Here is a 1,420-nt window from a genome sequence, read left to right as displayed (position 1 = left end):
TAATGCTATTCGGATAAGCATTACTGTTTATATTTAAGTGGATAACGGCTAGGTATATAGAGCACTGAGCGTGGATACGTTCGGTGCTTTCTTTTATCTGGAAGGATAAAGTGTTTTATATCGGCTCGCATTTGCTTAAGTTTCGCTGGCAGCTTTCCATCTGGTGATAAAGCAAGCCACCTTAATTGTGTATCTATCAAGCTTATTGCCGCGGTAAAACTGATACGGGTTGGCGCAACTTTAGCTTCCTTTGCTATCGCTGTCATTTCTAAACGAACCAGATTATAAGCGATAAGCACTCCCCACAATTCTTGCTTAACACCTTCAACAAATTTGCTTCGTAACGTCACCTTGCTTTGTAGCTGGGTTTGCTTAAGTTCGCCATATCCTTCTTCTATTTCCCAGCGTTGCCAGTAGATATTAAGTAGCTTGTCCAGCGGATACTTAACGGGATCAACCAATGAGGTGACGAAGCCTTTTATTTCACCTTTTGGCTCTTGATAAGCAATAAAACGGGCACGCCATGTTTCGGGAAGCTCGGGGTTTTTCTTTCTCGCTTGGGGAGAGACTGGCATATCAATGAGCAAATCATTATTCGCAAACTCTTCGACCACCTCGTAACGCATTTTTGACTTTACGGGTGTCAGCCAATGTCGCTGTACTCCAGAGCTTTGCCAATTGACTAATAAGTCAGCAGAGAAATAACAACGGTCAAATAGGGTTAAGGAGTTATCAGGTGTATCTTGAACTAAACGCTGTGCGAGTGTGATCTCTCCTACGTGACAACCATCAAAGGCAGCACCTAATACCATTCTGGTTTCAGTAGATATAAGGCTGACTAATCGAAGTTGAGGATAGGGTTTGTGTGTTTTTGAAATAAAACCAAACTCATTGGCATTTTCTTCAGAGTCTTGGCAACGAAACACCGTTCCATCAACGGCAAGAGTGGTAAGCCCTAGTGTATTTTGGTCCCCTAACGCTTGCTCAAGCCAGGCTGATATAGTGGATTTAAATAAGTAAGACATTGGGGCTTCACCTAAGCGTCGTCGGCAATCCGTCAATACACTCGGTGCTACACGAGACCAGGTGGAGTCTCCAGATTGAAGTGCTATATCCATCGAGCTACAGACTTCTTTGATGGACTGGTTACGTATTAATCCCATCCAAAGCACTAGCCAGACTGCCTGCTGCGCAGGCAGACGGCGATTACGGATACTCGCCTTGTTAGCTGAAAGGAGTGATTGTTCGATCCACTCAGAATCAATAGCCTCCATTACAGAACCATAAGACCCACTTTCTTCAACAGACTCATGAACTAATTCAAGCTCTTGCTCAAACATAAAAAATCCCCACCAGAATACTGGTAGGGATTATCTTTCATCTGCAAGATCGGTCAAGTGCCCTTAAACGATCGGCATTG

General features: G+C 43.8%; 1 protein-coding gene. It reads right to left on the bottom strand.

Translation table 11 applies throughout. From position 1 onward, the window contains the following. Positions 1 to 20: 20 nt before the first annotated feature. Positions 21 to 1,340: an IS4 family transposase gene (locus tag AAEY99_RS21115; protein ID WP_101085470.1), complete on the bottom strand. Its 1,320-nt coding sequence runs from the start codon at positions 1,338 to 1,340 to the stop codon at positions 21 to 23. Between the last annotated feature and the right edge of the window lie 80 nt (positions 1,341 to 1,420).

This window comes from Shewanella sp. S1-58-MNA-CIBAN-0166, assembly GCF_040310085.1.
Lineage (GTDB): Bacteria > Pseudomonadota > Gammaproteobacteria > Enterobacterales > Shewanellaceae > Shewanella.
The sequence above is the reverse complement of the archived record's forward strand: the minus strand, read 5'-3'. Positions and strand labels throughout refer to the sequence as shown.

What these genes read in the sequence shown, in the direction of transcription:
- AAEY99_RS21115 (WP_101085470.1), bottom strand. Translation starts at nt 1,340, where the DNA reads ATGTTTGAGCAAGAGCTTGAATTAGTTCATGAGTCTGTTGAAGAAAGT.